Consider the following 24,369-nt stretch of genomic DNA (forward strand, 5'->3'; position numbering starts at 1 on the left):
TAACCGGATGAATCGTGTGAAAAGAAATCGCGCATTTGCCATTTTTCTCTTTTAAAATGATGAAGTGGCAACAACAGAATAGCTTTTGTGGTGATCTTAAGACGGAAGAGGATTTGTTGTATCTTCGGGACACGAAGTGTGGGGCCGTGATTATGGAAAAAGAGGGTGTTGTCATTTTCCCATTAAATAAACCAGAACTGTGTCTTGAATATGAAAATGAGAATGAATAAAAAAATCCTCAAACGACAAACACTGCATCCATTAACTATTGGCCTTTTGTGTCATAAATTTTCGGAATATTAAAAAGATAGCAAAGATTGAAAAATGTTAATAACAGGAGGTACTTATGGGTATTGATATGACACAAGTCGGCCTTCCGGAACTGTCGATGCTAACATGGTTATTGGCCGCTTCACCAATTGCGCTTGTCCTAATTCTAATGATGGGTTTTAAAATGAGCGGAGCTCGCGCAGGTGTAATTGCGTGGATATTGGCAATGGGGGTTACATTCTTCGCCTTCGGCGGTGGAATTGATGTACTTGCAAACGGTTCAGCGAAAGGACTTTGGACGACGATCTTTGTACTCTGTATCATCTGGGGTTCGATGTACATGTATAACATCGTTGATCTAACGGGCAGTTTTAAAGTCATTGCCGCAACCTTTACGAGGATGACAAATGGAAATCAATTGTTGCAAATATTGATTCTCGGTTGGGCGTTCCCAACATTCATTCAAGGAGTTTGTGGTTTCGGTGTTCCCGTTGCAGTGGCTACCCCACTCTTAATCGGTCTTGGTTTTAGCCCTGTTAAAGCAGTTATTACGACTTTACTCGGGCACTCATGGGGTGTTACGTTTGGTTCCTTAGGATCATCCTACTCCATTCTAATTTCACTAAGCCCAGTTGATCCTAGTGGAATGGCATTTTGGGGATCGATCTTGATTGCCTTTGGCGGATTAATTGTTGGCTTCTGTATTTTACACAATTACGGCGGATTCAAAGCTTTTAAAGAAGGGTTTTTAGCGGCTCTGTTCATGGGGCTTGTTATGAGTACAACGATGATCATCACTTGTACTTTCATTTCACCAAACGTTGGTTGTTTCGTATCCGGGATTGTGGGACTGATTGCGGGAAGCTTTATTTTACCTAAACTTCCAGCTTATCGTCCAGCGCCAGACGCGGCTCCAATTGAAGAAGATCCAGAAGTTAAAGGAAAATCTTTTGTTACTGCCTTCTCAGCGTATATCATTATGATCGGTGTTGTGTTTACGATTTACCTCATTGGCCCAATTAAGAAGTACTTGGATCAGTTTACAGTGGGACTTCCATTCGGGGAAACAAGTACAGCTTACGGTTACCTAGAGGAAGCCGCCGCTAAGTTTTCCGCTTTGAAAGTCTTTACAATGCCAGGAACGCTCATTATCATTTCTATTGTTCTAGCCGCTTCTTTCTATAAATCCAAAGGGCTTTTGCCTCAAGGCGCAATGAAGGAAGCTTGGGAGAGAACATTGAAACAATCTTTAGGGGCAACGGCTACAATTATTGCAATGACAATGATGGCGGTATTGATGACAGTCAGTGGCATGACAACGTATCTCGCTTACGGTATTGCCGTAACTACGGGTGAGTTGTTCCCGTTATTATCTCCATTTATCGGAGTGTTAGGGGCGTTTGTAACAAGCTCGAATACTTCCGCAAACATTTTGTTTACAGGATTGCAATATGAGGTAGCAAGTATCTTAAGTATCTCGGCATTCATTATTTTGGCGGCTCAAACGACCGGGGCAGCTCTCGCGAATTCCTTTGCTCCAGCTAACGCAGCGCTTGGTACAGGTGTTGCTGGAATCGCCGGACAAGAGGGAGAAATCCTGAAAGTAACCGGGGTGTATAACATCTTGCAAGGGATTCTCGTCGGTATTCTTACATTCGTATTAATAAAACTCGGGTTAGGTATATAAGGAGGTTGTTAGAATGAGTGTACAAGAATTAGCTGAAAAGCGACTAGAGGAAGCGCCGGTTAAGCAAGTTAAAAAAGATAAAGTTGTCCAACAAAAACTATTTAGTGTAATATTCATTTGGATTGCGTTTATCGCTTTGTATTTTGCAGTCAGCAGTGGTAGTGATGCGGTGATGTGGGGTGGTTTAGGACTTACCGTTGTTGCCGCAGCGGTCCTGTTTCTGAGAAATTAATTCGTTTAGCACCCCCTTGAGGTTATCCTCAGGGGGTGTTTTTAAATTGCAACAATTATTTTTTGTTGAGTTTGTCGAATTTATTTTAAACATATGGCGATAAGTAACTTACCAAAAAACTGTTTAAAAAAAAGATATATTAATTTTGGGAGCGTTTGTTTGGATATGTGAAATGCGCAATAAAAATTATGATAAAATTACTTATCTAAATCAATTGATTGGGCAAGATGTATAAATCATTAAGTGGTAACAAATACCCAGACGCCGATTATTAATCAGATAATAGTAACTTTTCAGAATCTTTGTAAGGTTATAAAGATAATGAACAGGCAGAACATTGCGAAAAATGTCGACAGATTTCCCTAGGCTTACAATAAAAAAAATGTTAACATCAATTTACAAATTCCCAACTTGCATAAACATGATTTTAAACATCTCTAAATCAAAAATCTTAAAGTCAGAATATGTTGGGAAAAATAATGGATGGGAGGCGAAGCGGCGGTAACATTTGAATACTAGATGAATAGTAGGGTCGTTGCTTTTGGTGCTTTCTGATTATGAAAACGCTTTTTTAAAGAAAATGTTGAGATCTAAGGCAAGATGAGTGGGACGGAATCGCGCTACCGATCAAGGATTCAGAAATAATAATGTTCATGAAATGACAGTTGAAAGCCCTTTCTCTGAGGGTGATATTGAGTTTATGCCATTTTTTTTTATCTTTTGAGGTGGCGACATAATCTTTTCGAGCCAAGACAGAGATGCATCTTGATAGCGTTGGCATTCTTTTATTTTAAATTTTCTAAATCTTTTAAAGATGATAAATATTGGGATATATTATTAGGAGGTACTTATGGGTATTGATATGTCAACAGTCGGCCTACCGGAACTGTCGATGCTTACGTGGTTATTGGCAGCTTCTCCAATCGCGCTTGTGCTAGTTTTAATGATGGCATTTAAAATGAGCGGGGCTCGCGCGGGTGTTATTGCCTGGGTATTGGCGATGGGGGTTACGTTCTTTGCATTCGGCGGCGGAATTGATGTTTTAGCAAACGGTTCAGCGAAAGGTTTATGGACAACGATTTTTGTACTCTTTATTATTTGGGGTTCCATGTACATGTATAACGTCGTTGATTTAACAGGTAGTTTTAAAGTCATTGCGGCGACGTTTACAAGACTAACAAACGGAAATCAATTGTTGCAATTATTAATTCTTGGTTGGGCATTCCCGACATTCATTCAAGGAGTATGTGGATTTGGTGTACCCGTTGCGGTTGCAACTCCACTATTGATTGGTCTAGGTTTTAGCCCGATTAAAGCTGTTATTACAACATTACTTGGTCACTCATGGGGTGTTACGTTTGGTTCCTTAGGATCATCCTACTCCATTCTTACATCATTAACGCCAGTTGACCCTGACGGGATGGCATTCTGGGGATCGATCTCGATTGCTTTCGGCGGATTAATTGTTGGTTTCTGTATTTTGCACAACTACGGTGGATTCAAAGCTTTTAAAGATGGATTTGTCGCAACTCTTTTCATGGGCGTTGTGATGAGTACTACGATGATCTTAACTTGCGCTTTTATTTCACCAAACGTTGGTTGTTTCGCATCTGGAATCGTGGGACTGATCGCGGGAAGCTTTATTTTACCAAAACTTCCAGCTTATCGCCCAGCGCCAAACGCAGCTCCAATTGAAGAAGATCCAGAAGTAAGAGGGAAATCGTTCGTTACAGCTTTCTCGGCTTATATCATTATGATCGGTGTTGTATTCGTTATTTACTTGATCGGTCCAATTAAAAAATTCTTGGATAAGTATACGGTGGGTCTTCCGTTTTCAGAGACTGTAACAGGTTTCGGTTACCTTGAAGAAGCCGCCACTAAATTTTCGGCCCTAAAAGTATTTACGATGCCAGGTACTTTAATAGTAATTTCCATTATCTTTGCTGCTCTTTTCTATAAGTCAAAAGGACTTTTACCTAAAGGAGCAATGGGTGAGGCATGGCAACGAACACTAAAACAGTCTTTAGGAGCAACGGCTACGATCATTGCAATGACTATGATGGCTGTATTGATGACGGTGAGTGGAATGACAACGTATCTTGCTTATGGTATTGCGGTAACAACGGGAGAAATGTTCCCAGTTCTATCACCATTCATTGGAATCTTGGGGGCATTCGTAACGAGTTCCAACACGTCAGCAAATATTTTGTTTACAACGTTACAATATGAAGTTGCAAATATTTTAAGTATCTCTGCTTTCATTATTTTGGCGGCTCAAACAACAGGGGCAGCGCTTGCGAATTCCTTTGCTCCAGCGAATGCGGCTCTTGGAACAGGTGTAGCTGGAATTGCCGGTCAAGAAGGAGAAATTCTGAAAGTAACGGGTGTTTACAACATCTTACAAGGAATTCTCGTTGGTATATTAACATTTGTGCTAATTAAACTCGGCTTAGGTGTCTAGAAAATAGAAGAAGGGGGATTGCAAATGAGTATGCAAGAGGTAGTAGAAAAGAATTATGAAGAACCGGTCAAACAGGTTGCGCAGCCCAAGAAAGATAAAGTTGTACAACAAAAATTAGGAAGCGTAATATTCATTTGGGTCTCTTTTGTCGCTTTGTATTTTGCGGTTAGCAGCGGGAATGAGACAATGATGTGGGGCGGATTAGGTCTTACAGTCCTAGCTTCAGCGATGCTTTATCTAAGAAACTAACAATCAGAGATAGGTGAAATCCCTGGGGAATATAGAATTCTCCAGGGATTTTTTATTTCTTAATTACAAAAGTCACTTTTTTTTAGAACATCTAATGCGTGGCTAAAGTCTACTTCATAAACTTTAGGTATCTCACTGTAAGCTTGTCCTTAATGGGTTTTGTCAGTATAAAGTGAGAGAAATATCCTTTAAAGAAATTACCCAATTGGTCGAAAATGTCGAATTTTCGCATAATTAGTCGACAGGTTTCCCTAGGCTTCTCTAAAAAAAAATGTTAATATCATTTTTACAAACTCCTAATCATTGTTTTCACCGTAATAATCTTTTTAATTCATTTGATGAACCTTGCGCTTGGATGAATTTTTTCGGATTAGAAAATGTGGGTTAGGGTTATTTGAAACAAAGGGAGGCGGTTAACTTCTAAGAGAAATCAAGTGTTTTGACTATTTAACTGGAATTGGGGAGAGGCGGAATTCATTTACTCATAAATCAGGTCTTTTAAATAGATCTGTTTGAAAACGCTTTTTTGAAGAGATCCTCCCTACAATTACTGAATTTTTACAAAAGTTTATTTTGGAAGCCCTTACTTTCGAGGGAGAGTCTAATTTTAAAATTAATTTTTTTGTTTTAAATTTTCTCAATCTTTCAAAGAGGTCAAATGTTTTACATGTTTAGATTAGTGGGAAGGTTAACATAAGTTTGTGCGTAAACCTGTAATTTGAATTTTTTCAATCTTTTTAAAAGGGTAAATACTTTATTCATTATGTTTATAGGGAAAGTAAGGAGGCACTTATGGGTATTGATATGGCGCAAGTCGGTCTTCCGGATTTGTCGGTCCTGACGTGGATATTGGCAGCACTCCCGGTTGTTCTCGTACTTACTTTAATGATGGGTTTTAAGATGAGCGGGGCGCGAGCGGGTGTAATAGCTTGGTTAGTTGCAGTTGCGGTAGCTTATTTTACATTTGGCGGCGGAATTGAAGTTGTTGCAAACGGCACAGCAAAAGGGCTTTGGACTACTATATTCGTACTTTTTATTATTTGGGCGTCGATGTACATGTATAACATCGTCGATTTAACTGGCAGCTTTAAGGTCATTGCCGCTACTTTTACAAAGTTGACGAATGGTAACAAGATGTTGCAATTATTAATTCTCGGTTGGGCTTTCCCAACGTTTATTCAAGGAGTATGTGGTTTTGGAGTCCCGGTTGCAGTAGCGACCCCGCTTTTAATTGGACTTGGATTCAGTCCAATTACGTCCGTAATTACGACGTTACTTGGACACTCGTGGGGAATCACATTTGGGTCTCTAGGTTCTTCTTATTCCGTGTTACTTTCATTAAGCTCGGTTGAAGCTGCTCCGATGGCATTTTGGGGATCTTTGTTTATAGCCTTTGGGGGTTTTATTACAGGATTTTGTGTTTTGCATAATTACGGTGGATTCAGAGCTTTTAAAGAAGGAACCGTTGCTGTTCTATTCTTATCATTCGTAATGGGCGGCGCTTTAATCGCGACCTGTCTCGTTTCACCTAACGTTGGTTGTTTCGTAGCCGGGGGTGTTGGACTGATTGCCGGTAGCTTTATTTTACCTAAGTTTAAAGCGTACCGTCCCGCTGAAGACGCGGCGCCGATGGAAGAAGACCCTGAGATTGCGGGTAGATCTTTTGTAGACGCTTTCTCAGCGTACATTATTTTGATTCTCGTTGTGTTTGCGATCTATCTGATCGGACCGATCAAGAATTATTTAGATCAATTCCAACTTGGCCTTCCGTTCACAGAAACGACCACAGCGTTCGGCTATATGCAAGAGTCTGCTGAAAAGTATTCAGCTTTAAAAATATTAACGACACCAGGCACGCTGATTGTTATTTCATGCGCGCTCGCAGCTGCTTACTATAAATCTAAGGGTCTCTTGCCGCAAGGGGCATTTCGAGCGGCTTGGAAACGAACATTGGGACAATCTCTAGGTTCGACGGCAACGATTATTTCAATGACGATGATGGCGGTCTTGATGACAGTCGGTGGTTTAACTACTTATCTCGCCTATGGAATTGCTGTGACTACTGGAGAGTTATTCCCATTGTTATCTCCGTTCATTGGTATTTTGGGCGGCTTTGTTACAAGTTCCGGTACTTCTTCAAATATCTTGTTCACAGGATTGCAATATGAAGTAGCTACTGTTTTAAGCATTTCAGCAACGATTATTTTGTCTGCGCAAACAGCGGGAGCATCGTTGTCTAACTCGTTCTCTCCAGGTAACGCGGCTTTAGGAGCGGGTGTGTCTGGTTTAGCGGGACGTGAAGGAGATATTTTGAAAGTCACGGTTGTATACAATATTTTGCAAGGATTACTTGTCGGTATTCTCGCGTTTATTTTAATAAAGATTGGGATGGGTGTATAAAAAGGAGGCGTTAGGATGGGTATGCAAGAGGTAGTAGAAAAAACTTCAGAAAGAGTATCGGTTCAAGAGACCGCGGAGCGTAAGAAGGATCGAGTTGTACAACAAAAATTGATGAGCGTCATTTTCATTTGGGTTGCTTTCGTTGTTCTGTATCTAGCGGTAAGCAGCGGAAGTGAAACATTTATGTGGGCTGGACTAGGAATGACAATTCTGGCCTCAGGATTGCTTTATGTAAGGAACTAGCTGTTGTGATCTATTTACTAGCTATAATTGAAAAATAATTCTGAATAATTAAAAGTGATGCTTGACCAATGTAGTGTTTTGGTATACAATGTATATACAAGACGTGATTGGGATGAACATTCGTAGGATTGGTGTCTGTGAAACTTCTACAACTTAAAATCTAGGGAGTCTGATAAAGCGTCGGACTCTCCTAAAAAAGCCTCAGTTTGGCAGTCGGATCTGAAAGTAGCCCCATCTATTTTTAGTATTTTATCTGTCCTACTGAAATTGATTTCCGCAGCAAAAGGTAGCCAAGCTTTTACCCCATAAAAGCAATGCTTGCTGTGAAAAGCTGCCGGATCAAAAGGCAATATCTTTAGCAGAAGAAACAAATCCATAGTTAGAAGTTGGAAAAGTAGGTTGGAATCGGCTTGGTCTCCCATGTAAAGAGGGTGAACGTCGTCAGCGCAATCCTACGAAAGAGGCTCCAATCAAAAGAAGAAACGACCTGCTCTATCATTGATAGAACAGGTCGTTTTCTTTTTTATTTTAAACATGTGAGTGATCACCGCTATTTTTTATATTCAAGAGCGGCGCGAGATGTTTCGGTTAAATTGACCGTACAAACAACCCTTTGCTAGAATGGTCTTAGGAGAACTGGGAGGAGATTCTCACATGAATGTAAATAAAGCAATTGATCTGCTTAAACAAGAGGGTTATAAATTTACGGATAAACGTGAAGAATTGATACGTATTTTTGCCAAACAAAAAAGATATATGACGGCTAAGGAAGTGCTGGACTTTATGAAAGACGCTTTTCCAAGTCTGAGTTTTGATACGATCTATCGCAATTTATCATTGTTCTCTGAACTAGGTATAATTGAAGAAACAGAATTAAACGGAGAACGCAGGTATCGGTTTCAATGTAGCGGCGCTGATGAACATCATCACCATGTTATTTGTTTAAGCTGTGGTAAAACAAAACACTTAGAGGCTTGTCCTTTAGAGAAAATGGTAGAACCGAGCGATGATTTTGTGATTACGGGTCATAAATTTGAAATATACGGTTATTGTAAAACATGTGAGATCTAAACCAGGCTAAGCCTGGTTTTTTACATTCAATTGTAGATTTTAGCGGTAGGAATTCGAGGAAAGGTATGTATACCAAATGGGTTGAATGGGCTATAATGGAGGTTGGAATTTTATAGCTTATTTAACCTAAATCGTTATTTTTCAGCTCCAAGTGAACTGTCGGCTATTGCCTGCAGTTTTTTTAACTATAAATAGCTTTCGGAGTAGTAAGTAAATTTAATAAATTGAATGGTGTGAGGCTGTGCTTTTAAAAAAGTTACTTCCTAATCTTTATGTATCTTCCATCTATCAGATAGATTTACAAGCATTAAAACAAAAAGGGATTAAGGGAATTATTACAGATTTGGATAATACGTTGATTGAATGGGATCGTCCAGACGCGACGCCTGAACTATTGGAATGGCTGAAACAATTGAGGGAAGAAGGGTTTAAGGTGATCGTTGTCTCTAACAATAATCAACCAAGGGTCTCTTCTTTTGCGGAACCGTTGGGTATTCCTTACATATCTAGAGCGAAGAAGCCAAGCCGCGCCTCTTTTCACAAAGCGATGAACATACTAGGGGTATCCGCTAATCAAATTGTGATGATTGGGGACCAAATGTTGACAGATATTTTAGGCGGGAATCGGCTCGGGCTCTATACCATTCTGGTTAGTCCTGTTGCTCAAACCGATGGCTTTTTCACTAAAATAAACCGAGGCATAGAACGTATTGCGCTTGCTCGCTTAAGAAAAAAAGGGTTGATTACTTGGGAGGAAAAATAAAATGACAGAGATCATTGAAACAAAGAGTTGCGCTGGATGTGGCGTTACCCTGCAGACGGAAAATCAGCGGTTGCCTGGATTTATTCCAAACAGCGCGATCGATAAGGAACAAGTTATTTGTCAACGATGCTTTCGGATTAAACATTACAATGAAGTCGCTCAAGTATCGATGGATGATGACGATTTTGTTCAAATTTTAAATGGGATTGCTTCAACAGATTCGTTGGTTGTTAAAGTAGTTGATATTTTTGATTTTAACGGTAGTTGGCTATCGGGGCTGCATCGTTTTGTAGGCAACAATCCTATTTTATTAGTTGGCAACAAGCTCGATCTGCTGCCACAAGCTATTAATCCGAACCGATTGGTCAATTGGATGAGGTATGAAGCAAAACAACTGGGCTTAAAACCTGTTGACGTGATGCTTTGCAGCGCGAAACAAGGAAGGGGTCTGGATCAGTTAGTCGAGGCGATCGTTCGCTATCGCCGCCAAGAAGATATTTATATTGTTGGGGCTACAAATGTTGGAAAATCGACTTTGATCAACACCTTGCTTCGCCATTATGGAGAAAACGAATTAGAATTGACGACGTCGCGATTTCCGGGGACTACGTTGGATATGATCGAGATTCCAATCGATGAGCGTCATTCGTTATTTGACACGCCGGGCATTATTAATAAGGATCAAATTGTTCATATGGTTGATCCCGAAGATTTGAAACTGATATCCCCGGAAACGAGGATCAATCCGAAAGTATTCCAACTTAACGATCAGCAAACGCTGTTTCTCGGCGGTATGGCTCGCGTTGATTTTGTAAGCGGAAAACGCCAACCTTTCGTTGTTTACGTATCCAATCGGATGCATATCCATCGAACAAAACTGGAAAAGGCTGATGAGCTGTTCGAAACACATGCCGGTTCGAAGATTTTGTCGCCGCCGCATGGCGAAAACCACAAGAAATTACCGCCATTACAGAGACGAACATTTAGAATTAGACCAGGTGAAAAAAAGGATATCGTTATTTCCGGGCTAGGCTGGATAACCGTCGGTGAGGTAGGGGCAAGTGTGGATGTCCATGCTCCAAGAGGGGTATCTGTTATTTTGCGAAATGCGCTCATATAAATTGGGATAAGAGAGAGGGAGGAGAGGCGGAAATGAATAATCAGACCGTGTTGACAGGCCTATTTGGCAATCCAGTGAGTCAATCGATGTCTCCTAATATGCATAATGCCGCATTTCAGCAACTCGGTTTAAATTTCGCGTATATGGCATTTGCTGTGGAGCATGCGCAACTTGGCGCCGCCGTAGAAGCGATCCGAGCGTTATCCATTCGGGGCGTTAATGTTACGATCCCGCATAAAGTTGCTGTGATGAAGTTTCTTGATGAAATCGACGCGGAAGCTTTAGATATCGGAGCTGTAAATACGATTGTAAACGACGGTGGAAAATTAATTGGGTATAATACAGATGGAAGAGGTTATGTTCACTCCTTATTGGAAGAGACAAGGGTTACATTGTCCGATAAACGTATTTTATTGGTCGGCGCCGGCGGAGCGGCAAGGGCGGTTGGTGTATCGCTTGCGAGAGAAGGGGTCAAACAGATTACGATTGCGAATCGTTCGATTGAACGCGCTGTGGAACTTGCCGATGATTTGTCGCGTCATGTTCAGTCCGAACCCGTTGGCTTAGGAGATGTTCAAGATTTGCGACAAGTTGATATCGTAATCAACACCAGTTCGGTCGGTATGTATCCAAACATGGGGGAGACACCGCTTCCAACGGATTTATTACATGCTGATTTGTTAGTCAGTGATTTAATTTACAACCCGTTGTATACGGAACTTTTAAATCAAGCTCGGGGGATTGGAGCGAAAGTACACAATGGCTTAGGCATGTTTGTCCACCAGGGCGCATTGGCGTTTGAATTGTGGACAGAGAATGAAGCGCCCCTGGAGCTAATGAGGAAAACAGTTGAGCAGCAACTAGGGCGATAATCGGGGCGCGTCGAGCGCGATGATTTACCGAGAGAAACTCCGCTTAATTCGCGGTTGAGTCGGTGTATCCGCGTCGTGTCTGATCGGAATCCCAATTTAGTCGGAGAAACTCCGCTTAATTCGCGGTTGAGTCGGTGTATCCGCGTCGTGTCTGATCGAAGGCCCAATTTAGTCGGAGAAACTCCGCTTAAATTACGGTTGAGTCGGTGTATCCGCGTCGTGTCTGATCGGAATCCCAATTTAGTCGGAGAAACTCCGCTTAATTCGCGGTTGAGTCCGTGTATCCGCGTCGTGTCTGATCGAAGGCCCAATTTAGTCGGAGAAACTCCGCTTAAATTACGGTTGAGTCGGTGTATCCGCGTCGTGTCTGATCGGAATCCCAATTTAGTCGGAGAAACTCCGCTTAATTCGCGGTTGAGTCCGTGTATCCGCGTCGTGTCTGATCGAAGGCCCAATTTAGTCGGAGAAACTCCGCTTAAATTACGGTTGAGTCGGTGTATCCGCGTCGTGTCTGATCGGAATCCCAATTTAGTCGGAGAAACTCCGCTTAATTCGCGGTTGAGTCCGTGTATCCGCGTCGTGTCTGATCGAAGGCCCAATTTAGTCGGAGAAACTCCGCTTAAATTACGGTTGAGTCGGTGTATCCGCGTCGTGTCTGATCGGAATCCCAATTTAGTCGGAGAAACTCCGCTTAATTCGCGGTTGAGTCCGTGTATCCGCGTCGTGTCTGATCGAAGGCCCAATTTAGTCGGAGAAACTCCGCTTAAATTACGGTTGAGTCGGTGTATCCGCGTCGTGTCTGATCGGAATCCCAATTTAGTCGGAGAAACTCCGCTTAATTCGCGGTTGAGTCCGTCCATCCGCGTCGGATCTATCATCATTATAAAGGAGGAAGGAGAATCTTATGTTAACGGGAAAACAAAAACGATTTTTACGTTCGGAAGCGCACCATTTGACTCCGATTTTTCAAGTAGGAAAAGGGGGAGTCAATGACAATTTGATTAAGCAAGTGGGGGAAGCGCTTGAAGTGAGAGAACTGATTAAGGTTTCGATTTTAGATACGTGCGCAACAGGTAAAAATGAGGTCGCCCAGTCTTTAGCTGAGGGGTCCAATGCTGAACTCGTGCAGTTGATCGGTCGAACAGTGGTCTTGTACAAAGAGTCAAAGGAACAAAAAAAGCTGGAGCTGCCGCATTAAAAATGAAAATTGGAATTTTGGGCGGAACATTTGATCCGATCCATCTGGTTCACCTCATGATCGCAGAACAGACGCGCGAGGAGGCTGATTTAGATGAGATTTGGTTCATGCCTTCGCGGATTCCGCCTCATAAGGACAATCGCCATGTGACTCCCGCAATGGATCGGCTGGAAATGGTCAAATTAGCAATCCAAGGGGCTCCTTATTTTAAAGCAATCTCGATTGAGTTAGACAGACCGGGACCATCCTACACAATTAAAACGGTGGAGGAGCTAAAACAGAAGTACCCGCAACATACATTTTCGTTTATTATCGGCGGAGACATGATTGATTATTTACCCCACTGGCACCGAATCGATGAATTAATCAAAATGATTCAATTTATTGGGGTTCAGCGACCTGGCGCGCAATTGACCGATTCTCCATACTCAAAATATACGCGGATGGTTCACATCCCGCAGATGGACATTTCATCGACGATCATACGAGATAAGATCAGGAACAGAAAAACGATTCGCTATATGGTCCCTGAAGAAGTTAGAATGTACATAAAGGGGCAGGGTTTGTATGAATCGTGAGCAATTGTTGCGGAGGGTAAAAGAGGAACTGCCTGACCATCGTTATCAACATACTGTCAGAGTTGCGGAGACAGCGGTTAAATTAGCTAAAATCCACGGTGTTGATTCAAATCGCGTAAATCGCGTTGAGTTGGCAGCTATTTTACACGATTATTGCAAGTACTGGGACTCTGAACGAATGAAGACAATCATTAAAGCGAACACTCAGCTTTCATCTGATTTGCTCAATTATGATAAAGAACTTTGGCACGGACCTGTTGGCGCAATCATTGCTAAGGAATCGTTTGGGGTAACTGACTCAGCAACGCTTGCCGCGATTGCCAATCACACATCGGGAAGGCCGGGAATGTGTCTGATAGAGAAAGTGGTGTGGTTAGCAGATTATATTGAGCCAGGTCGACAGTTCCCCGGGGTGGAGGAAATACGCGCCTTAGCCGAGCGAAATTTGGATCAAGCGATGTTGAAAGCTCTCGCAAACACGATTGTTTTTTTGGTTAAACGGGAGAAGCAGGTTTATCCGCTAACGCTAGCTACTTATAATGAACTCACTAAATTGTGTTCGAGCGACGATGACGTGAATCGATAGAAGAAGGTTCCATGCGTGTTTCATTGGGCTGAAGATGAAAAATTAGGCAATCAGTATAAGAGAGAGGACTAAATAAAATGGATATATTGCAAATCGCGCAACAAGTGGCAGGTGTTTTGGAAGATAAAAAGGCTGAAAATATTGTTACCCTTGATATCAAAGATCTCTCCACAATCGCTGATTACTTCGTTATTTGTCACGGTAATTCATCAACACAGGTGCAAGCGTTAGCTGCTGAACTAAGGAAAAACTTAATGGAGTCTGAGATTGAAATTAGTAAAATAGTCGGATACGATGCCGCAAGATGGGTGTTGGTTGACTTAGGCGATGTGGTTGTTCATATATTCCACAGAGATGAAAGGGAATATTACAATCTGGAAAGAATTTGGGGAGATGCCAGCATTGTCGGTTAGCTATACGCGGCTCGCTCAAGTGTATGATCGGTTTATGGCTGATGCTCCATATGAAGAGTGGGTTCGTTTCGCGGAATCAGAGTGGATGCAGTTTCAACTCACCCCTAAAAAAGTGATGGATTTGGCGTGCGGAACGGGCTCGATCTCCGTCCTTTTAGCCAAGAGGGGTTATCAGGTAACTGGGATTGATCTGTCTGAAGAAATGTTGACCATCGCGGAGGAAAAAGGGCGTGGTGAAGGCGTTCGACTGCAATTGTACCAACAAGACATGGTTGAATTAAGATCTCCTGAACCAATGGATAGTATTATTTGCTTTTGTGATTCTTTAAATTATATTACAGATCCGCAAGCTGTTTTTCAGACCTTTGAAGGCGTGTACCGCTCGCTTAAGCCAGGCGGCGTGTTTTTATTTGATGTTCATTCGCTTTATAAGATTAAGGACCTGTTTGCCGATCAATCGTTTCACTGGATTGAAGATGATCTTGTCTATGTTTGGGACTGTCAAGCTGAGGAAGAGAATCTGGTTACCCATTTCCTTACCTTTTTTGCGCGTGAGGGAGAACTTTATAGGCGGTTTGAGGAAACGCATCTACAACGCGGTTATTCGGAACAGCAATTGCGAACCTGGTTAGAGGAAGTCGGGTTTGCGAATATTCACTGTCACGCTGATTTAACAAACATGCCGCCCGTTCCAACAAGCGAGAGGTTGTTTTTCTCTTGCCAAAGACCAATGTGAAATAGCCTCTTGCTCATGACAAGGGGCTATTTCTTTTTTACGGCTAATATAACCGATTGGGAAATCACTTTTGCCATTTGCATCACTGTAAACAAGCGGGTATTTAACAATACCATCGCATCTAAAATCCCACTCGTGTTAACGATCCCTTTAATATGAAAGTGACCGACAGGAGGCAATATTTTACGGACTCCCATACCGGGCCGCAGCGGACCGTCAACCAACTGGATGTCCCCGACGCAACTTGTTATTCCCAAACTAGCATCAACAGAGATCACCAAGGGGTTGGACATAAGGCTAAGTCGGTAGAGGGCATCTTTTAGGTTAAGAGCATGGATTGGCCTTTCCAACGTTCCCCACACTTGAATATCAGGTACATTTGCTTGTTGTAAGAACATCCCGACTAGAGGTCCAAGTGAATCTCCAGTACACCGATCCGTTCCAATACAAAAAAGCACAATATCTGAAAATGATTTTTCGTTCTTCATTCTTTTCTTAATTCCAGTAGATATTTGGGATACAGCCTGTTTGTCTTTATGTGATATTTGTAATAACAGGGACACTCTCAATCACCTCCTATAATCTATGCAGAAAAGAGGAAGTGGGTATATGGGTAACCGCGGAATTATCTGTTCTTTAATAAAATAAAAAAGAGCCAAATCCCTGTAGGGATAACGGCTCAGTGATTAGTCCCATAAAACATATCGGATACGTCTTTTAAGTCCTCGTCATATCTCTTTTGCGTATTTTTATACATATGATTAAAAACATCACCGATTTGCTCCAAAGCCAAAATTCCTGCTCCTGTCACGCCACCTGGGACGCATACCCGTTGCTGAAGTGTTGGTAGATCAAATGGTCCTCTTGAGAGGAGGGCTGCGAGACCGATAACCATTTCAGTTGTCAAGAAGGTCGCTTCCTCGTTACTTATGCCCGTTTCCTCAACGGCTGCATGAATAAACCGTTGCAGTAAATAGCTTATGAAAGCCGGTCCGCAACTCACAATATCAGAGGACACCCTAACCTTCGACTCCTCAATCTCCAAGGGACGGCTGATCTGCTCAAACAAATTTCGGACTTTAATGCGATCCGCTTTTCCGCATCTGTTGCCGAACATTAATAAGGAGGCTCCAGCTGCCACTGAGTTTGTGATACTTGGAATCACCTTGGCAATCTTACAAGGCATTTGCTTTTCTAAATCTTCAATTAGAATTGGACTGGTAATTGATATAACGATTTTATTCGAGCCGAGATGAGGTGAAACATCGTCGATAACACGTTTGAATTCGAGCGGTTTTACACATAGAAAGATGATTTCGCTCATCTGAACGGTTTGAATGTTCGTTTCCGCGACAGTCAGTCCTGGGAAACGATCGCTCAATAATAGAGCTTTTTCCCTCGTTCGGTTACTTACAATAATTTGATCAGGTGTTAGGGTTTTAGCAGTAAGAAAAGCGTCTACTAGGATACTCCCCATACTCCCTGTTCCGATAAAGCCGACTTTCATCATTTGACTCCCTCCGTCACTAAGCTATAAGTAATGTCTATGAATGAGAAGGGAGTTCCATACGTAAAAATTGACCTCTTGATTTAAAAGAAATAATTGCTGCCTGGCTATCGGTTAAGCTATACTAAGCTTGGTGACAAATTTCATTTATCATGTCAACCGTAACCTGTTTTCTTAAAGGGAGATGATGTGTCGCGGCATATTGATTCAACGCTTCTGTCACTCGATTAATGGACTCGACCGAAAACGTTTCTTTTTGTTTTGCCCGCTGAATTGCTTCCTCAATTTCCCTCTCTCTTAACCCATCTAATCGTTTGTATTCCCCAATAATCTGTCGAATCGACTTAACATTTTTAGAAATTTCAAGATGAACACCCATGATTACAATCCCCCGCTGAGCTAGATTATTCTTTTAATTTCCTTAATTATAAAGAAACCCGTCATAGAAGACAAGCAATCTATCGGCTCTGTCTTTCCGTGACAAGGAGGTTGCTCATGAAATTTGAATGGACGAGCAGGGAGAAAAAACTGATCGTTTTCGTTCTTGTTTTTATCGTATTGATGGGAAGTGTGGCTGCCTATTTTATTAGTGAAGCCAATCGCCCGCAGGGCGCAGTGGCCTTTTCAGCTTATCCTACGGAATCGGCAGATTTAACAGAGGATGGCTCTCAACCGAATGAGCCGAAATCGGCGGAAGAAATCGTTTGGATTGACCTGAAAGGAGCGGTAGTTAAGCAAGGCGTGTATCAACTTGCGGCTGAATCTAGGATGATCGATGCGGTTCAACTGGCTGGTGGATTTGCTGAAAACGCCGAACAGAGGGTCATTAATTTAGCGGAACGTATCCAGGATGGCCAGATGATTTATATTCCTTATGTAGGCGAGTCAGAGGCGGAGTTTCCAGCGCGTGTAATAACTGGAGCGGGGAGCGCGGATCGCGCCTTAATTTCAATTAATCGAGCGGATGAAGGTCAACTAACGCAATTGCCAGGTATTGGACCTGCTCGAGCAGCGGCAATTATCGCTTACCGTGAGGAACATGGACCCTTTAAACGAAAAGAAGATTTAATGGAGATTTCGGGGATTGGTCAAAAGACTTTTGAGAAATTACGGGATTTGGTTGCTGTTGATTAATAATTCCGCCTTTTTCAGTACAAGTTAATTGACAGAATTGAATTTGAAACGTTATCATCAAGAAGAATAGTATTAAAGTAGTGATTTTATTCAGAAAAGTCAATTTATGATGAGGAGTGAGGGAATGTCACAGGAACGCAAGTTAGGTCTCGAAACAATTGCTCTGCATGGTGGCCAAGTGCCTGATCCGACTACCAATTCGCGAGCTGTACCGATATATCAAACATCTTCTTACGTTTTTAACGATACAGATCATGCGGCAGATTTATTTTCATTAAAAGAGCCGGGTAATATTTACACACGCATTATGAACCCAACTCAAGACACATTTGAACAAAGGGTTGCTCAGTTAGAGGGAGGCGTTGGCGCGTTAGCTACAGCTTCTGGACAAGCTGCGATTACATATGCGATCTTAAACATTGCCCAGGCGGGTGATGAAATCGTATCATCAAGCAGTCTTTACGGAGGAACGTACGCCCTATTCGCCCATACGTTATCTAAACTAGGGATTACCGTTCATTTTGTTGATGTGGACGAGCCTGAACAATTTAGCGAGAAGATCAATGAAAAGACAAAGGCGGTATTTATCGAATCGATCGGAAATCCGCGGATCAATGTTGCGGATATTGAAACAATCGCAAATATTGCGCATGAACACGGTATTCCATTGATCGTCGATAGCACGTTTACACCACCTTATATTTGCCGACCGATCGATTTCGGAGCGGATATTGTTGTTCACTCGGCAACGAAGTTTATTGGCGGACATGGCACATCAATCGGGGGAATCATTGTTGATGCGGGGAAATTTAACTGGGATAACGGCAAGTTCCCATTGTTAACCGAAGCGGACCCAAGTTATCATGGACTCGTTTATACGGACGCGCTTGGTCCACTTGCTTATATCATGAAAGCCCGCTTGACTTTGTTGCGTGATATTGGGGCAGCGCTATCTCCATTTAACTCGTTCATGTTTTTACAAGGGTTGGAAACATTGCCGGTCAGAATGGATCGCCACGTTGAAAACGCGCAAAAAGTCGCTGAGTTTTTGGATGGTCATGAACTTGTTTCTTGGGTCAATTACCCAGGTTTGGAGACAAACGCATACTACGAATTAGGGAAGAAGTATATGCCGAAAGGACCAGGTTCGATCTTTACGTTCGGTTTAAAAGGCGGGATCGAAGAAGGTAAAAAGTTTATTAACAGTCTGGAGATCTTCTCCCACTTGGCAAATGTTGGCGATGCAAAATCGTTGGTCATTCACCCAGCAAGTACAACGCACCAGCAGTTGGATGAAGCAAGTTTGCATGAAGCGGGTGTTTCAGCGGACATGGTTCGACTGTCTGTCGGTTTAGAGTCGATTGATGATATTTTATACGATTTGGATCAAGCGCTGCGCGCGAGCCAAAAGTAATAAAGCGAACAATAAATGCCCAGTATGGAACGTTACCATACTGGGCATTTACTTTTATACTGAGCAACGGATAGTATCAACGCTTATCTCGCTTGCTGTCGGCGGGATTCAATATAGGGGCTAACATAAGGACCAAACGAAATCTTTTGCTCGATAAAGATTTGGTGCCACAGCATAAACACAAGCAATGTCCAAATTTTTCGACCGTAATCGGCTTTTCCTTCTTTGTGCGCTTTAAGCATATGGAGCGCGAAGGATTTGTTGATCCACTCGTCCGTTTCTGATGTATAAATTAAGTTCCTGGCCCAGTCATAAAAGTCATGTTTAAGCCAATGACGAGTGGGAACGGGAAAACCGAGTTTTTTCCTGCTTTTAATTTGCGGAGGTAATAGGTCTTTCATCGCTTCCCGTAATACATATTTTGTTGTTCCGTTCGCTATTTTGTACTTTGTTGGGATCGTTGCCGCGAATTCAAACACTTTCGGATCGACAAACGGGACACGTAGTTCCAATGAATTTGCCATCGTCATTTTGTCTGCTTTCATGAGAATGTTTCCGCGCATCCATGTATGGATGTCTAAATATTGCATTTTCGTTACGTCGTCATAAGCGTGGGCCCGTTCGTATATTTCTGCCGTAATTTCATCCGCTCGCCTATACGCGGGATCTGCGCCTAAGTTTGTTGTCGCTATTTTTTGTTTCATCTCCTCGGAAAAAATCAATGCATTTCCGAAGAATCGATCTTCCACTTCTTTTGATCCTCTAATCAAGAAACTCTTTCCTTTGACACCTTCGGGCAACAAGGAAGCAAAGTTGCCTAACGAAGCTCGCATCCAAGTCGGCATACGGGTTAGGTGACGCAACGAATGAGGTTCTCGATAGATGTTGTACCCGCCAAAAAATTCGTCAGCTCCTTCGCCTGATAACACAACAGACGCATGTTGACTGGCAAGTTCCGCCGCAAAGTAAAGAGCGATTGCGGAGGGATCTGCAACAGGTTCATCTTGATGCCAAATTAGCCGTGGCAATTCTTCGAGATAGCGATCCGCGGTGATTTTCAGTTCGTAATGATCCGACTTTAAAAATTGCGCCGTCTCTCGAGCAATGTCTAGCTCGCTATATCCAGGAATATCAAAGCCAACCGTAAATGTTTTTACATCCTCATGCTGTCTCATTAAGGCGACTATGCTAGATGAATCGATTCCGCTAGATAAAAATGAGCCTCGGGCAACATCGCTAACGAGGTGTTTGTCGACAGACTCCTTTAGCGCTTCTCTTGTTCCTTCCACAAAATGGGAGAAAGGGCGATCTTCCGGTTTAAATTCAACCGACCAGTAGGGTTCGATTTTCATCTCGCCCTCTTTGATCGTGATGCTATGACCGGGCGGGAGTTTGTGAATGCCCTCGAACATCGTATCTGGGTCTGGAACGTATTGAAAGGTTAAGTAGTGATAAAAGGAAGTCGGGTTTACCTTCCTTTCTGTTCCTGGCGCTTCCAAAAGACTTTTAATTTCAGAGCCAAACGCAAAAGAATCGGCAGTCTCTGTCCAGTAAAAAGGTTTGACGCCAAAATGGTCTCTTGCCCCGAACAAAATTTGCTTCTTCCGATCCCAGATCATAAACGAGAACATCCCGCGCAAGTGCTTAGGACAATCAAAACCGACTTCTTCATAGAGGTGGACGATCGTTTCCGTATCCGAATCTGTTTTAAATCGGTGGCCACGATCTTTGAGCCAGCTTTGTAATTCTTGATAATTGTAAATCTCACCATTAAATGTAATCCAAATGTCTCCTGTCTCATTGCAAAGGGGTTGTCTTCCGCCTTTTAGATCAATGATGCTTAGGCGACGGAAGCCAAGGCCAACATATTTGTCAAGATGGGAACCAGCATCATCTGGTCCCCGATGGGAGAGCAAGTCTGTCATTTGATTTAAACTTGTTTGAGAAACAGGTTGTTTCGTTTTATTGTAAAGAGCAACAAATCCACACATGGTAAAGCTCCTTTTATTGTAAAATGTACGATTACACTTTAGCATTCTTTTTTTTGAGAAGCAATTTTTTCTTGATCAATCTGTATATCTTATAATCTTAGCGCTTGCTGTGGTACAATGTGAATGAGTCGAAAGAGCGGGAGGAATAGGCATGAGGAAATCGTGGGATGAATACTTTTTAGATATAGCTGATGTTGTGGCCACGCGATCAACCTGCAACAAATTAGCGGTTGGTTGTGTCATCGTTAAAGAGAGAGCGATTGTTTCCACTGGCTATAATGGATCCATCCAGGGGCATGAACATTGTACGGAAGTAGGGTGTTTGCTTAATGAGCAAGGCCGTTGCATCCGCACGATTCATGCCGAGCAAAATGCGATTATCCACGCGCGAAGAAACGAAATCCAAGGCGCCACGGCTTATGTCACACATGAGCCTTGTGAAACTTGTTCTAAGCTGCTCAATCAAGCGGGAGTCAGGCGCATTGTGTTTAGTCACCCGTACAAGAATGAACGGAATCGCGTTTTCTTACAAGGAGTGGAAGTTGTTCACTTAGCTCGAGAGTAAGTCGCGGTTTCTAGTAGATCCTAACTCCTAGAAGCGGGGACTATAACCGTTTTGGATGTGGGAGAAGAAAACAATCATGGAGGAACGTCAATTGGGACCAATATCTGCGCTGATTTTACAAGGGGCTGTCAAACTTATCGAGCTGTATTATTATGCATTAATCGCGAGGATCCTTTTATCTTGGTTGCCCCAACTGCAAGGTAATCGGTTCGCGGAATTTCTCTTTCGTATAACCGAGCCATACTTATCAATATTTCGTCGTTTTATTCCGCCACTAGGAATGATTGATATTTCGCCGATTGTTGCTTTTATCGCTTATCGTTTTTTGTCTGGATTTTTGCTGGACGGATTGGTTCAAGTATTTCGATTTATAAACGTATAGTTTTCAACCGAATGTTCGAAAAGTTTACATAGTCCCCTTTTAGGAGGGGCTTTTTTTCTGCCAATAATCAGGTATGATAAAGGGAAGAAAGGAGAGGATGCTTTTTGAAGAAAAGACCCCTTTACTGGGTGTCGCTTTTGTATGTTTTCAGCTTGCTTTGCGCCCATTTTTTTCTAAACACTCACAAATGGGCTGCGGCTTTGGCGTTGCTGATCGTGTCTGTTGTGGCCCTGACCACGATGGCATTTACAAAACAATGGAAACTCCTGCTCATTTGTTTGCTCCTTTGGTCATTCGGGGTCGGTTACTACACGTTTTACGATCGGATCCATCAAACGCAACTGTCTGCTTCAACAGAATTGCAACATATTGAAGGTGACATCCTTTCTCCTGTAAAAGTTGATGGTGATTCGATGCGGTTTACACTTCGAATTCGAAACATAGCGGGAGCGTCTGTCAATGAAAAAACGGAGTGTTATATTCCCCTGAAAAATAAACAGGAACGCGAACAAGCCGAACAACTCCGTTCTGGCGCCTCACTAACATTTCTCTCACCGATCCTCGCTGTAAACCCACCGCGTAATCCCAACGCATTTGATTATAAACGCTATTTGTATTATCAAGGAATCCATTGGACCCTAAAACCCGCTTCGTATTCTGACTTGAAAATTGTTCCTCCCTCTCCATTCAATCCACGCTATCGAGTCGACCAGCTGCAGCAAAGGATTGCCCAAGTGGTTGAGGATGTGTTTCCCAGTTCGACAAGCGGATTGATTAAGGGATTGACTTTGGGCATGCGTCATGATTTATCCGCGGAAATAACGGATACATACGCCAAGTTAGGGTTGGCTCATGTGTTGGCTATTTCAGGTCTTCATATGTCGGTGTTAGTCGGGGGCTTGTTCAAATTGAGCGGGCTGGCGGGGCTAACGAGGGAAACAAAACTGATCTTAACGATTTTGTTCGTTCCGCTCTATGCCTTGGTAGTTGGGGCCGCGCCGTCTGTAACTAGGGCTGCGGTTATGGCCATCGCCGTGTTGATTGCCCGCTATTTTCATCGCTCCAGCGATGGTTTGAATTTTTGGGGCGTCGCTTGCTTGTTGATATTGCTGATGGATCCTTACCAACTGTGGCATGTTGGATTTCAATTATCGTTTGTCGTTACGTGGGGGTTGTTAATCTTGACGGGCCCGTTAATGGAACGGCTTCCTGGTGGTCAGTTCATTCGTTCTTTACTCGCTGTGACGATTAGCGCCCAATTAGCCTCGACGCCGCTCCTCCTCTATTACTTTCATCAATTTCATTTTCTTTCCCCCCTCATTAACTTCGTGTTTGTTCCTCTTTTTTCTTATATCATCATTCCATTCGGTTTCATTTCTGCGCTGCTCGGTTTGATTCATCCGTCCCTTCCGTTTCTATTGGCTAATTTGATTTCTAAAATGTTGGAGTGGGTATACGCTGTCTTAGAGTGGGCGGCAGGAATAAACCATATGCAAACGTATGTATCAAGTCCTTCACTCTGGTGGTGTATCGTCTACTACATTACGCTCATGCTGTTGCCGCATATTTTACGCGGTCGTCGGTGGCTCCATCCGCATTTGGGGCGATTGCTCATAATCCTGTGTTTACCGCTGCTCTCTTTTCAAGATGAAAAGGTAGTGATAACATTTTTAGATGTTGGCCAAGGTGATGCGATCGTGGTGGAGACACCGCAACGTCGCGTTTATTTAACCGATAGCGGCGGCGCTGCGCCATATTATCATGATGAGCAGGATAGTTGGAGAAAACGAAAAGAACCGTATGATCCTGGGAAAAAGGTTGTCGTCCCCTTTCTAAAAGCGAAGGGGATCAATCGAATCGATACTGTGATCATGACGCACGGTCATAGTGATCATATCGGCGGGCTGGCTGCCGTCTTTAGGGAAATGAAGGTTGAGCAAGTAATTGGTAATGGACAAGCTCCTGACACTGTGTTGGAAAAAGAGCTGTTTACTACTTTAAAACAAAAAGCGATCCCGCTCTATTGGGGCAAAAGAGGGGACCAGTGGCGAGATTCGGAGTCAGTCGCTTGGACGATTCTTCATCCGACGGAAAATCCAATGTCTAACGCGAATAATGAATCGATTACATTACTACTCGAGGCCTATGGTAAACGGATTTTATTTACAGGGGATTTAGAGGAAGAGGGAGAGCGGCAATTGCTTGAAGCAAATATAGTCGGTCCGGTTGATGTTTTAAAAGTTGGACATCACGGAAGTAAGACTTCGACTGGTAAAGAGTGGGTCGCTGCATTGAAACCGAGTATTGCAGTTATTACCGTCGGTAATAAAAATCGTTTTGGACACCCTCATCCCAATACGTTGGCTACGCTGGAAGAGTATCATGCGAAAATTTTACGTACAGATCAATCGGGATCGATTACACTAGAGATAGGCAAAGTAGATTGGAATGTGATGACATCCCTGCAACATAATAAGGGGCGGATGCGTCAGTAATT

25 protein-coding genes are annotated in these 24,369 nt (G+C 42.7%); 21 read left to right on the forward strand and 4 right to left on the reverse strand.

The window, feature by feature from the left end:
- The first annotated feature begins 346 nt into the window (after positions 1-346).
- The 16 genes from BEP19_RS07280 (at position 347) to BEP19_RS07355 (ending at position 14,879) form a co-directional block, all read left to right on the forward strand.
- Complete coding sequence (locus BEP19_RS07280; protein WP_120189188.1) at positions 347-1,957, forward strand: L-lactate permease; 1,611 nt, start codon at positions 347-349, stop codon at positions 1,955-1,957.
- Positions 1,958-1,970: 13 nt separating this feature from the next.
- Positions 1,971-2,189: a hypothetical protein gene (locus BEP19_RS07285; protein ID WP_120189189.1), complete on the forward strand. Its 219-nt coding sequence runs from the start codon at positions 1,971-1,973 to the stop codon at positions 2,187-2,189.
- 850 nt (positions 2,190-3,039) lie between these two features.
- On the forward strand, positions 3,040-4,650 hold the full coding sequence (locus tag BEP19_RS07290) for an L-lactate permease (RefSeq protein WP_120189190.1): 1,611 nt from the start codon (positions 3,040-3,042) through the stop codon (positions 4,648-4,650).
- 24 nt (positions 4,651-4,674) lie between these two features.
- Entirely contained in the window at positions 4,675-4,899 is a 225-nt protein-coding gene (locus BEP19_RS07295) for a hypothetical protein (RefSeq protein ID WP_120189191.1), read from the forward strand.
- Between the two features lie 792 nt (positions 4,900-5,691).
- Positions 5,692-7,299 carry an L-lactate permease gene (locus tag BEP19_RS07300; RefSeq protein WP_120189192.1) on the forward strand — a complete coding sequence of 536 codons (1,608 nt, stop codon included), beginning with the start codon at positions 5,692-5,694 and terminating at the stop codon, positions 7,297-7,299.
- A 15-nt stretch (positions 7,300-7,314) separates the two neighbouring features.
- Positions 7,315-7,542: a hypothetical protein gene (locus tag BEP19_RS07305; protein WP_120189193.1), complete on the forward strand. Its 228-nt coding sequence runs from the start codon at positions 7,315-7,317 to the stop codon at positions 7,540-7,542.
- A gap of 654 nt (positions 7,543-8,196) precedes the next feature.
- Positions 8,197-8,613, forward strand: coding sequence for a Fur family transcriptional regulator (locus tag BEP19_RS07315; protein ID WP_120189195.1), 417 nt, complete (start codon positions 8,197-8,199; stop codon positions 8,611-8,613).
- A gap of 241 nt (positions 8,614-8,854) precedes the next feature.
- Positions 8,855-9,376: a YqeG family HAD IIIA-type phosphatase gene (locus tag BEP19_RS07320; protein WP_170145301.1), complete on the forward strand. Its 522-nt coding sequence runs from the start codon at positions 8,855-8,857 to the stop codon at positions 9,374-9,376.
- Positions 9,377-9,386: 10 nt separating this feature from the next.
- Positions 9,387-10,496 (forward strand): ribosome biogenesis GTPase YqeH, encoded by a 1,110-nt coding sequence (yqeH, locus tag BEP19_RS07325; RefSeq protein ID WP_120189960.1) that lies wholly within the window; start codon positions 9,387-9,389, stop codon positions 10,494-10,496.
- 32 nt (positions 10,497-10,528) lie between these two features.
- Positions 10,529-11,368 (forward strand): shikimate dehydrogenase, encoded by an 840-nt coding sequence (gene aroE, locus BEP19_RS07330; RefSeq protein ID WP_120189197.1) that lies wholly within the window; start codon positions 10,529-10,531, stop codon positions 11,366-11,368.
- A 75-nt stretch (positions 11,369-11,443) separates the two neighbouring features.
- Positions 11,444-12,361, forward strand: a complete 918-nt coding sequence (locus BEP19_RS17385) for a hypothetical protein (protein ID WP_147393777.1) — start codon at positions 11,444-11,446, stop codon at positions 12,359-12,361.
- Positions 12,273-12,566: a ribosome assembly RNA-binding protein YhbY gene (yhbY, locus tag BEP19_RS07335; protein ID WP_120189198.1), complete on the forward strand. Its 294-nt coding sequence runs from the start codon at positions 12,273-12,275 to the stop codon at positions 12,564-12,566. Before BEP19_RS17385 ends, yhbY begins: the two co-directional genes overlap by 89 nt.
- 2 nt (positions 12,567-12,568) lie before the next feature.
- Positions 12,569-13,144 (forward strand): nicotinate-nucleotide adenylyltransferase, encoded by a 576-nt coding sequence (locus BEP19_RS07340; protein WP_120189199.1) that lies wholly within the window; start codon positions 12,569-12,571, stop codon positions 13,142-13,144.
- The gene (gene yqeK / locus BEP19_RS07345) at positions 13,134-13,730 is read left to right on the forward strand and encodes a bis(5'-nucleosyl)-tetraphosphatase (symmetrical) YqeK (RefSeq protein WP_120189200.1); all 597 of its coding nucleotides are present in this window, start codon (positions 13,134-13,136) and stop codon (positions 13,728-13,730) included. Before BEP19_RS07340 ends, yqeK begins: the two co-directional genes overlap by 11 nt.
- Positions 13,731-13,807: 77 nt before the next feature.
- Positions 13,808-14,143, forward strand: a complete 336-nt coding sequence (gene rsfS, locus BEP19_RS07350) for a ribosome silencing factor (protein ID WP_120189201.1) — start codon at positions 13,808-13,810, stop codon at positions 14,141-14,143.
- Entirely contained in the window at positions 14,133-14,879 is a 747-nt protein-coding gene (locus tag BEP19_RS07355) for a class I SAM-dependent DNA methyltransferase (RefSeq protein WP_245983420.1), read from the forward strand. Before rsfS ends, BEP19_RS07355 begins: the two co-directional genes overlap by 11 nt.
- A gap of 26 nt (positions 14,880-14,905) precedes the next feature.
- Here the strand turns inward: BEP19_RS07355 and yyaC are convergent, their stop codons facing one another.
- The 3 genes from yyaC to BEP19_RS07370 form a co-directional block, all read right to left on the reverse strand.
- The gene (yyaC, locus tag BEP19_RS07360; RefSeq protein ID WP_170145302.1) at positions 14,906-15,442 is read right to left on the reverse strand and encodes a spore protease YyaC; all 537 of its coding nucleotides are present in this window, start codon (positions 15,440-15,442) and stop codon (positions 14,906-14,908) included.
- A 116-nt stretch (positions 15,443-15,558) separates the two neighbouring features.
- Complete coding sequence (comER, locus tag BEP19_RS07365) at positions 15,559-16,386, reverse strand: late competence protein ComER (RefSeq protein ID WP_211329340.1); 828 nt, start codon at positions 16,384-16,386, stop codon at positions 15,559-15,561.
- Between the two features lie 124 nt (positions 16,387-16,510).
- Positions 16,511-16,765: a DUF2533 family protein gene (locus BEP19_RS07370; RefSeq protein ID WP_120189205.1), complete on the reverse strand. Its 255-nt coding sequence runs from the start codon at positions 16,763-16,765 to the stop codon at positions 16,511-16,513.
- Between the two features lie 116 nt (positions 16,766-16,881).
- Here BEP19_RS07370 and BEP19_RS07375 point away from each other — a divergent pair, with 116 nt between their 5' ends.
- Positions 16,882-17,520: a helix-hairpin-helix domain-containing protein gene (locus BEP19_RS07375; protein ID WP_120189206.1), complete on the forward strand. Its 639-nt coding sequence runs from the start codon at positions 16,882-16,884 to the stop codon at positions 17,518-17,520.
- Positions 17,521-17,644: 124 nt separating this feature from the next.
- Positions 17,645-18,934, forward strand: a complete 1,290-nt coding sequence (locus tag BEP19_RS07380) for a homocysteine synthase (RefSeq protein WP_120189207.1) — start codon at positions 17,645-17,647, stop codon at positions 18,932-18,934.
- A gap of 83 nt (positions 18,935-19,017) precedes the next feature.
- On the opposite strand, the gene asnB is transcribed toward BEP19_RS07380, so the two are convergent.
- Positions 19,018-20,925 (reverse strand): asparagine synthase (glutamine-hydrolyzing), encoded by a 1,908-nt coding sequence (gene asnB, locus BEP19_RS07385; protein ID WP_120189208.1) that lies wholly within the window; start codon positions 20,923-20,925, stop codon positions 19,018-19,020.
- Positions 20,926-21,076: 151 nt separating this feature from the next.
- On the opposite strand from asnB, the gene BEP19_RS07390 reads away from it, so the two are divergent.
- The 3 genes from BEP19_RS07390 to BEP19_RS07400 all read left to right on the forward strand — a co-directional run bounded on the left by BEP19_RS07390 (position 21,077) and on the right by BEP19_RS07400 (position 24,367).
- Positions 21,077-21,490, forward strand: a complete 414-nt coding sequence (locus BEP19_RS07390; RefSeq protein WP_120189209.1) for a deoxycytidylate deaminase — start codon at positions 21,077-21,079, stop codon at positions 21,488-21,490.
- A 76-nt stretch (positions 21,491-21,566) separates the two neighbouring features.
- Positions 21,567-21,872: a YggT family protein gene (locus tag BEP19_RS07395; protein WP_120189210.1), complete on the forward strand. Its 306-nt coding sequence runs from the start codon at positions 21,567-21,569 to the stop codon at positions 21,870-21,872.
- A 104-nt stretch (positions 21,873-21,976) separates the two neighbouring features.
- The gene (locus BEP19_RS07400; protein ID WP_120189211.1) at positions 21,977-24,367 is read left to right on the forward strand and encodes a DNA internalization-related competence protein ComEC/Rec2; all 2,391 of its coding nucleotides are present in this window, start codon (positions 21,977-21,979) and stop codon (positions 24,365-24,367) included.
- Positions 24,368-24,369: the final 2 nt, after the last annotated feature.

Source organism: Ammoniphilus oxalaticus, from assembly GCF_003609605.1.
GTDB classification, from domain to species: Bacteria; Bacillota; Bacilli; order Aneurinibacillales; family RAOX-1; genus Ammoniphilus; species Ammoniphilus oxalaticus.

Excerpts from the sequence above, each read along its gene's own strand:
- BEP19_RS07315 (WP_120189195.1), top strand. The coding sequence starts at position 8,197 with ATGAATGTAAATAAAGCAATTGATCTGCTTAAACAAGAGGGTTATAAA.
- yhbY (WP_120189198.1), top strand. The coding sequence starts at position 12,273 with ATGTTAACGGGAAAACAAAAACGATTTTTACGTTCGGAAGCGCACCAT.
- BEP19_RS07340 (WP_120189199.1), top strand. The coding sequence starts at position 12,569 with ATGAAAATTGGAATTTTGGGCGGAACATTTGATCCGATCCATCTGGTT.
- BEP19_RS07305 (WP_120189193.1), top strand. The coding sequence starts at position 7,315 with ATGGGTATGCAAGAGGTAGTAGAAAAAACTTCAGAAAGAGTATCGGTT.
- BEP19_RS07370 (WP_120189205.1), bottom strand. The coding sequence starts at position 16,765 with ATGGGTGTTCATCTTGAAATTTCTAAAAATGTTAAGTCGATTCGACAG.
- BEP19_RS07280 (WP_120189188.1), top strand. The coding sequence starts at position 347 with ATGGGTATTGATATGACACAAGTCGGCCTTCCGGAACTGTCGATGCTA.
- BEP19_RS07390 (WP_120189209.1), top strand. The coding sequence starts at position 21,077 with ATGAGGAAATCGTGGGATGAATACTTTTTAGATATAGCTGATGTTGTG.
- BEP19_RS07395 (WP_120189210.1), top strand. The coding sequence starts at position 21,567 with ATGGAGGAACGTCAATTGGGACCAATATCTGCGCTGATTTTACAAGGG.
- BEP19_RS07290 (WP_120189190.1), top strand. The coding sequence starts at position 3,040 with ATGGGTATTGATATGTCAACAGTCGGCCTACCGGAACTGTCGATGCTT.
- rsfS (WP_120189201.1), top strand. The coding sequence starts at position 13,808 with ATGGATATATTGCAAATCGCGCAACAAGTGGCAGGTGTTTTGGAAGAT.
- BEP19_RS07375 (WP_120189206.1), top strand. The coding sequence starts at position 16,882 with ATGAAATTTGAATGGACGAGCAGGGAGAAAAAACTGATCGTTTTCGTT.
- aroE (WP_120189197.1), top strand. The coding sequence starts at position 10,529 with ATGAATAATCAGACCGTGTTGACAGGCCTATTTGGCAATCCAGTGAGT.
- yqeK (WP_120189200.1), top strand. The coding sequence starts at position 13,134 with ATGAATCGTGAGCAATTGTTGCGGAGGGTAAAAGAGGAACTGCCTGAC.
- BEP19_RS07285 (WP_120189189.1), top strand. The coding sequence starts at position 1,971 with ATGAGTGTACAAGAATTAGCTGAAAAGCGACTAGAGGAAGCGCCGGTT.
- asnB (WP_120189208.1), bottom strand. The coding sequence starts at position 20,925 with ATGTGTGGATTTGTTGCTCTTTACAATAAAACGAAACAACCTGTTTCT.
- BEP19_RS07380 (WP_120189207.1), top strand. The coding sequence starts at position 17,645 with ATGTCACAGGAACGCAAGTTAGGTCTCGAAACAATTGCTCTGCATGGT.
- BEP19_RS07295 (WP_120189191.1), top strand. The coding sequence starts at position 4,675 with ATGAGTATGCAAGAGGTAGTAGAAAAGAATTATGAAGAACCGGTCAAA.
- comER (WP_211329340.1), bottom strand. The coding sequence starts at position 16,386 with ATGAAAGTCGGCTTTATCGGAACAGGGAGTATGGGGAGTATCCTAGTA.
- BEP19_RS07300 (WP_120189192.1), top strand. The coding sequence starts at position 5,692 with ATGGGTATTGATATGGCGCAAGTCGGTCTTCCGGATTTGTCGGTCCTG.